Annotated in this window: 8 protein-coding genes; 5 read left to right on the forward strand and 3 right to left on the reverse strand. The window is 44.7% G+C overall.

Features of this window, described 5'->3' with window-relative positions; genetic code table 11:
- Positions 1–801: 801 nt before the first annotated feature.
- From H6S82_RS13675 to H6S82_RS13685, 3 genes are all read left to right on the forward strand, one after another.
- The gene (locus H6S82_RS13675) at positions 802–2,289 is read left to right on the forward strand and encodes a glycosyl hydrolase family 57 (protein ID WP_190472854.1); all 1,488 of its coding nucleotides are present in this window, start codon (positions 802–804) and stop codon (positions 2,287–2,289) included.
- Between the two features lie 78 nt (positions 2,290–2,367).
- Positions 2,368–2,898, forward strand: a complete 531-nt coding sequence (locus H6S82_RS13680; RefSeq protein ID WP_190472851.1) for a DUF1499 domain-containing protein — start codon at positions 2,368–2,370, stop codon at positions 2,896–2,898.
- A 163-nt stretch (positions 2,899–3,061) separates the two neighbouring features.
- Positions 3,062–4,570 (forward strand): FAD-dependent oxidoreductase, encoded by a 1,509-nt coding sequence (locus tag H6S82_RS13685; protein ID WP_190472848.1) that lies wholly within the window; start codon positions 3,062–3,064, stop codon positions 4,568–4,570.
- Positions 4,571–4,580: 10 nt separating this feature from the next.
- Here the strand turns inward: H6S82_RS13685 and H6S82_RS13690 are convergent, their stop codons facing one another.
- The 3 genes from H6S82_RS13690 to H6S82_RS13695 all read right to left on the reverse strand — a co-directional run bounded on the left by H6S82_RS13690 (position 4,581) and on the right by H6S82_RS13695 (position 5,463).
- Positions 4,581–4,994 (reverse strand): hypothetical protein, encoded by a 414-nt coding sequence (locus H6S82_RS13690; RefSeq protein ID WP_190472846.1) that lies wholly within the window; start codon positions 4,992–4,994, stop codon positions 4,581–4,583.
- Positions 4,991–5,116 (reverse strand): hypothetical protein, encoded by a 126-nt coding sequence (locus H6S82_RS34010; protein WP_277926420.1) that lies wholly within the window; start codon positions 5,114–5,116, stop codon positions 4,991–4,993. The genes H6S82_RS13690 and H6S82_RS34010 overlap by 4 nt, the downstream gene beginning before the upstream one ends.
- A gap of 164 nt (positions 5,117–5,280) precedes the next feature.
- Complete coding sequence (locus H6S82_RS13695) at positions 5,281–5,463, reverse strand: plasmid partition protein ParG (RefSeq protein ID WP_190472844.1); 183 nt, start codon at positions 5,461–5,463, stop codon at positions 5,281–5,283.
- Between the two features lie 69 nt (positions 5,464–5,532).
- Between H6S82_RS13695 and H6S82_RS13700 the strand changes: the two genes are divergently transcribed.
- Both H6S82_RS13700 and H6S82_RS13705 read left to right on the forward strand, forming a co-directional pair.
- A complete protein-coding gene (locus H6S82_RS13700) occupies positions 5,533–6,075 on the forward strand; it encodes a DUF1824 family protein (protein ID WP_322112000.1) in 543 nt (180 codons plus the stop codon).
- A gap of 141 nt (positions 6,076–6,216) precedes the next feature.
- A complete protein-coding gene (locus tag H6S82_RS13705; protein ID WP_190472841.1) occupies positions 6,217–6,396 on the forward strand; it encodes a DUF2949 domain-containing protein in 180 nt (59 codons plus the stop codon).
- Positions 6,397–6,556 lie beyond the last annotated feature (160 nt).

Consider the following 6,556-nt stretch of genomic DNA (forward strand, 5'->3'; position numbering starts at 1 on the left):
AAGTAAGTTTTATCAGTTTTTGTGTATGCCGCCTCAGACGGACTATCAAAAGCTTCTAACATACCAAAAGTTGTATTTGTACAAACACGACCTACAGATGCCCCTACCAAAATCATTCTACTTTTTTAGTGTAAAAGGAAAAAGTAAAAAAGTCGAGAATATCGGAAATTATCAAAGAATATTTGCCAAAATATTATTTAACAGTAGGGTGTTTTAGGCACGGGCGAGAAATTGAGTATGGCAACCAATAATTAAATTGCCGTGCCTAACGCACCATCCGTAAAATTGGTAACAAAAACTAAGATTTTATCCGATCGACCCGCAAGAACCGACAGCTTATTCTGCGATCGCATCCGTTAACCGCATCCCCGCAAGGGGACTGAAACTTCTCCAGATCCTCCTCATCGGCGGAATCGATAAGAACTTTCAATTAACCGCATCCCCGCAAGGGGACTGAAACCGCAAAATCATCATTTTGAACATACCAAAAGCTGCTCTTTCAATTAACCGCATCCCCGCAAGGGGACTAAAACTTTTTTGCTACCATCAAACGGTGATATGGTGTCCGTAGCGTCGCTAGAACGCCAGTCCAGTAAAAAAAATTGACAGAAAGAACGAAATATGTATTATGTAGGGGCGAAGCATTCGGGCGACGATTCATAACTCAAATTCAAGATTTTTCTGTCCGAATGCTTCGCCCTGCCGAGGTCTCTATCTGCTTTTCACTTTTGACTTTTGATTTTTGACTTGGCATTAATTGTGTCAAACTCAATATGTTTCCTATAAAAATCCCTCACACAAATGCCTACAACATTACAACCTACTACCCTCCCCCAATTACCCGAAATAATTGACGGATTGCCCAACATATGCGGGTGGGAAAAAGAAATTCAGTCAGTAACTCAACAAAACGAACCAGTATTTTTACCCACAACAAACATCAAGTTAAGTGAAGTGCAAGCAGCCTTTGCCATAGCCCTGCATATGCACCAGCCTACCATACCCGCCGGACATAACGGCCAACTCATCTCCAACCTGCAATATATGTTTGAACATCCCCAGTCAGGAGACAACCACAACGCCGCGCCATTTGCCAATTGTTATAGCCGTATGGCAGATTTTATCCCCGAACTTGTCGCCAACGGTTGCAATCCTCGCGTCATGTTAGATTACTCCGGCAATTTGTTGTGGGGATTGCGACAAATGGGACACGGCGATATCCTAGAAAATCTCAAACGCATCACCATTGACCCCACTTATCAGCCTTATGTGGAATGGCTTGGAACAATGTGGAGTCACGCAGTAGTTCCCTCCACTCCCATACCGGATCTCAAACTGCACATCCAAGCTTGGCAACATCATTTTGCCGCCATTTTTGGTTGGTCAGCACTATCTCGCGTCAAGGGATTTTCGCCGCCAGAAATGCACTTACCCAATCATCCCGATACTTTATTTGAATTTGTCAAAGCGCTGAAAGAATGCGGCTATCGCTGGCTATTAGTGCAAGAACATTCTGTGGAAACTCTCACCGGACAATCGCTGGGATACAAACATCTGCCTCACCGTTTAATTGCCCGCAATTCTCACGGCGAAGTTGTCAGTATCACCGCTTTAATCAAAACCCAAGGTTCGGATACGAAACTGGTAGCGCAAATGCAGCCTTATTACGAGGCAAAAACCTTATCTCGACAAATGTTAGGTGAAGTTTCCGTACCGCCAATAGTCAGCCAAATTGGGGATGGCGAAAATGGCGGCGTGATGATGAACGAATTTCCCGGTGCTTTCTTCCGCGCTAGTTACGAAATAGCGCAAAATAACGGCGGCAAATCGGGCGTTGTAGCGATGACTGGTACAGAGTATTTGGAATTAATTGAAGCTGCCGGTTGCCATGAAGATAATTATCCCACTTGTCAGCCGATCGGTCAACATTTAATTTGGCAAAAAGTTTCGCCAGAAAACTCTACCCCGGATGCAGTAACTAATGCCATTGCCGAGTTGCAGCAAACTCACCATAACTTTCACATGGATGGTGCTTCCTGGACAAATCACATCAGTTGGGTGAAAGGATACGAAAATGTTTTGACTCCCATGAATCAACTCAGCGCTTTTTTCCACAAAAAGGTTGATTCTTTGCCTGAAAACATTACCAAAGAATCGCGCTATCGCGAAGCATTGCTGTACAACTTTTTGCTGCAAACGAGTTGTTTTCGTTACTGGGGTCAAGGAGTTTGGACAGATTATGCGCGGGAAATTTTCCGACGCGGTGAAACGATCCTCGCAAATTGGTAGGGTGGGCATGACCCACCAATTGTTTTGATGGTAGGTAATATGGGATAATATGCCTGTTGCATCACCTTTATCCTATTCATGGTTGAGTCAGAAATCGAAAAGCGATCGCCCCTCAGACAATTCGTGATAATCTTGTTATCGTTGCTGTTAGTTACTATCCTGTGGCTGGGAGCAACGGTAGCATTTCCAGGAGCCATAACCTTGTTTGCAGGCAAAAGACCCACTAACCTCGGCGTACAAGCAGGCAAACTAGCGCCTTGTCCGAGTTCTCCCAACTGCGTCAGCAGCCAAAGTCAGGATGCCGGACACAAAATTGAGCCTATTACTTACAATTCTACTCCTGCTGAGGCAATGGCTCAACTCAAAAAAGTAATTGAGTCCCAAAAAAGAACTAAAATTATTATCGAAACACCCAATTATCTCTATGCAGAATTCACCAGCAGACTGATGGGTTTTGTTGATGATGTAGAATTTTTTCTCGACGAAGGACAAAAGGTGATTCATGTGCGATCGGCTTCCCGTCTGGGAGAATCAGATTTAGGAGTAAATCGCAACCGCATCGAAACCATCAGAAACAAATTCAATGAGGGCGTCGGGCGTCAGGGCTAGGGATTTTTGTTGTCTTCAGATCTCAAAGTAGGTTGGGTTGAGGTAACGAAACCCAACGCAGAAATAGAATTTGTTGGGTTTCCCTGTCGCTCAACCCAACCTACAATCTTGTTCGCCGACGCCCCAGCAAAATTAAATCGCGCAAATCATCAAAAGGTACTAAATGTCAACAGAATCGCAAACCCAAAAAGTAGTAATTGTCGGTGCGGGTTGGGCGGGTTTGGGCGCAACTTACCACTTAGCAAAACAAGGCTACGACGTAACCCTTTTAGAAGCCGGTTCCTATCCCGGTGGCTTGGTTGCAGGCTGGAAAACTGCCGCAGGGCGTTCTGTCGAAGCAGGCATTCACGGCTTCTGGTATCCCTATAGAAATATCTTTTCTCTAGTTAACGAATTAGAACTTAATCCCTTCACAACTTGGACTCGTTCTTCTCAATATTCTCCCGCCGGATTGGAAGTAGAATCCCCCATTTTTCAGGATGAACCCTTACTGCCCACACCGCTGGGAACTTTTCTTTATCCTAAGTTTAGACGACTGCCATTAATCGATCGCCTTTCAGCCTTACCCCTACTCTACGCATTAATCGATTTTGATAATTCCGATGCAGCTTGGCAACGTTACGATGGAGTCACTGCCCGCGAATTATTCAAACAATTTGGAGTTTCTGCAAGGCTGTACCGCGATTCTTTTGAGCCGATGCTATTAGTAGGATTGTTCGCCCCAGGCGAGCAATGTTCCGCAGCAGCAGCCTTGGGTATGCTGTACTATTTTATCCTCGCTCATCAACCCAATTTCGATGTAGTTTGGTGTCGGGGAACAGTCGGAGAAAAAATCTTTCGCCCTTGGGTGGAACGCATCGAACAAGCTGGCGGAAAAGTAGTTACCCAGCAACGGGTTAGCGATTTAATTATTGATAATAATAGAGCGACGGGCGTTGTCTGCGGCGATCGAGTTTTTGATGCAGATGCGGTTATCTTTGCGGTTGGGATAACCGGTATGCAAAAAATTGTCAGCGGTAGCCCTAGTCTGCAAAGTCGCCAGGAATTTCGGGACGCGATGAATTTAGGCGCGATCGACGTTTTGGCGACGCGGTTGTGGTTCGATCGCAAAATCGATATCCCCCTGCCTTCCAATGCCTGCTTTGGCTTCAATCCTACCACAGGTTGGACATTTTTTGACCTCAACGCCCTGCACGATGAGTATCGCAACGAACCCGGAACAGTTATCGAAGCAGATTTCTATCACGCCAACCAATTTCTACCTCTCAGGGATGAGGAAATTGTGCAGATAGTGCAGCGCGATTTAGCAACCTGTATCCCCGCTTTTGGCGAAGCAAAAGTAATCGACAGTAGCGCGATTCGTTTGCCACGGGCAGTCACTCATTTTTATCCAGGTAGCTATCAATATATGTTACCAGCAGTAACCAGTTTCGATAACATTTTTATGAGTGGTGATTGGATTGTTAACCGTCACGGTTCCTGGTCGCAGGAAAAGGCTTATGTGACTGGTTTAGAAGCTGCGAATTTAGTAGTCGATCGCTTTAAACGTGGCAATAAGGCGACGATTTTGCCTGTGGAAGCAGATGAACCGCATATCCAAATTGCGCGGACAATCAATCAGTGGGGACGCGATTTGGTAAAAAGCGTCTTGCCAGATTTTTGGTTGCCTTGAACCTCGGTTGTTATCTGGGTGCAATATCCCTTCTCCGATCTATCGACTGTAATTCTTGAAGCTCTTCAGAAACTTGAATTTTTGGCATGGGCTCCAGTGGAGTAATTACTGGAGCGTAGCGACAATAGCACACAACAATTGCTTCAAACTCACTCATAGTTTCTGGGGCATATTTTTCAACTCTGGTTACTTCCCAATCGCCGATCCGAGTGTGAGTGCTAGCATTTGGGAACTGTCGATCGAAAAATTGTTCGACTCGATGGAATTCCCTCAATCTGTAGCCAGGAGAGGGTAAGGGACGATCGGATGAATCGAAATGTTCGGCAAGAATGTCGGTGATAGCTCCAGTGTGCGCTAGTAGCCTGTTTTCGGCTCCCTCCTCTTCATTCCATTCCGCTCTAAAAATAATATACTTTCTACTCATCTTTCCATCCCCTCTGTGTAATTAGGAAATTCGGTTTTTCCCTCGAATACGCAATCGTATTTAAGAGTTTTGTCTCCTGTTAATTCTATTCGCAGTAACTTCCATCCATATCTCCTTTCCATTTCGTAGCACCTCTTGCGTTCGGTTACTGCGTGCTGGGAGATAATTTATTCTGAAATAGATTCAGAATTTTCGCTGTTCATTATTAAATGGGTCGTAAGTCAGATAGCACCGAAAACTTTGACTGTTGTGGCTTGCGCTAAAGAATGTTTATGGCCGCTTAGCGTTAATTTTTATTGTTTTCCTTCTGGAACGCCTGTTGCACCAGTTGCGGCTCAATTTTCTCTAGCCATTCCTCAACCAGTTCTGATACAACGCTGCTAACGTCACGGCCTTGCATAGCGCAAGCCGCCTTTAGTCTGCGTTTCAAACTTTCTTCGATCGACAGGTTTATAGGAGATTTAGACATAAATCCATTCTATGCCCACATCTACCCATACAAATTTTGGCCTCCCTGCGCTTATACGCATAAGCGTATATGCGTATAATTGTAGCATTGAGCGAATCCTACGGAAATCCGATCGTCCTCTATTGGGTAATGCCCACTCTACGGGGGTGCGATCGCGCCCGTAAAATAATCTTGAGTTACTCTACCCAAACCATGACTGCTCACCTCACTGTCGAACAAGCCCAAACAATCCTCAAGCAATTTAGCTGCATCGAAACTAAGCCGATCGAGTCGGAACAAGAAAAAGCTTTACTCCGTCAAGCGCTACTGACGATCGCCAAGTTGTCCGATTACCTCAATTTAGGTATTTGTGCCGATACGGCGGAGCAAGGGTTTGCAGCCCTAAAAACCTATTTAGAGGGCTTGGGCTATAAAATTCGTCTCGACACCAGCAAAACCCCTTCCCTAGAAAGCCCAGTTTACATAAAATTTAACACTCACAAGCAATCCCACTATCTCGATTCCTACACAGGAATTTATCGCGGTGTGCTGGTGTCCTGCCAATCTTCAGAAAATGACTCTATCAGCGGAACTTATGGTCATTTACCGTTAGACTTATTCCTAAAGAGCTAATTTTAGAGCCTAGAGATTTTTGTGATCGAAATCACCCATTAGGACGAGTTAAATCACCCTGACAGGGGAGTTTTTAAACGATATTTTTCTCATAGGTTGGGAGAAGAAAATTTTTAAGACTCGAAGGCAAGGCAATCTACTATGCAGACAAAATTAGTCAACTTTTTACAAGAAGAATTAGCGATCCCGGCATCCTCGATCGCCCTAGCCATACGGCGCAGCGAAGAGTGCCCAAACCACATTCCCATGATTTTGTGGCAATACGGGCTGGTGACTTTGGCACAGTTAGACAGAATTTTTGATTGGTTAGAAACAGCTTAGCAGCAGCGTTAGGCAGATGATTTCTATCTTTGCACCGTTGTGAAGAAATAATAACCACTCTGTTTTTCCTCTGTACTGTTTTATGACTACTATGAAGAAACCGGGTTTCTGTAAACTTTTCCACAGAAACCCGGTTAATCATTTTTAAGCTCTTACTTAC

The organism is Planktothrix sp. FACHB-1355, assembly GCF_014748295.1.
Taxonomy (GTDB): domain Bacteria; phylum Cyanobacteriota; class Cyanobacteriia; order Cyanobacteriales; family Aerosakkonemataceae; genus Aerosakkonema; species Aerosakkonema funiforme_A.

Bases quoted from the DNA above. Each gene is read 5' to 3' on its own strand.
- H6S82_RS13675 (WP_190472854.1), top strand. From the start codon at position 802: ATGCCTACAACATTACAACCTACTACCCTCCCCCAATTACCCGAAATA.
- H6S82_RS13680 (WP_190472851.1), top strand. From the start codon at position 2,368: ATGGTTGAGTCAGAAATCGAAAAGCGATCGCCCCTCAGACAATTCGTG.
- H6S82_RS13685 (WP_190472848.1), top strand. From the start codon at position 3,062: ATGTCAACAGAATCGCAAACCCAAAAAGTAGTAATTGTCGGTGCGGGT.
- H6S82_RS13690 (WP_190472846.1), bottom strand. From the start codon at position 4,994: ATGAGTAGAAAGTATATTATTTTTAGAGCGGAATGGAATGAAGAGGAG.
- H6S82_RS34010 (WP_277926420.1), bottom strand. From the start codon at position 5,116: ATGGAAAGGAGATATGGATGGAAGTTACTGCGAATAGAATTAACAGGA.
- H6S82_RS13695 (WP_190472844.1), bottom strand. From the start codon at position 5,463: ATGTCTAAATCTCCTATAAACCTGTCGATCGAAGAAAGTTTGAAACGC.
- H6S82_RS13700 (WP_322112000.1), top strand. From the start codon at position 5,533: ATGCGTATAATTGTAGCATTGAGCGAATCCTACGGAAATCCGATCGTC.
- H6S82_RS13705 (WP_190472841.1), top strand. From the start codon at position 6,217: ATGCAGACAAAATTAGTCAACTTTTTACAAGAAGAATTAGCGATCCCG.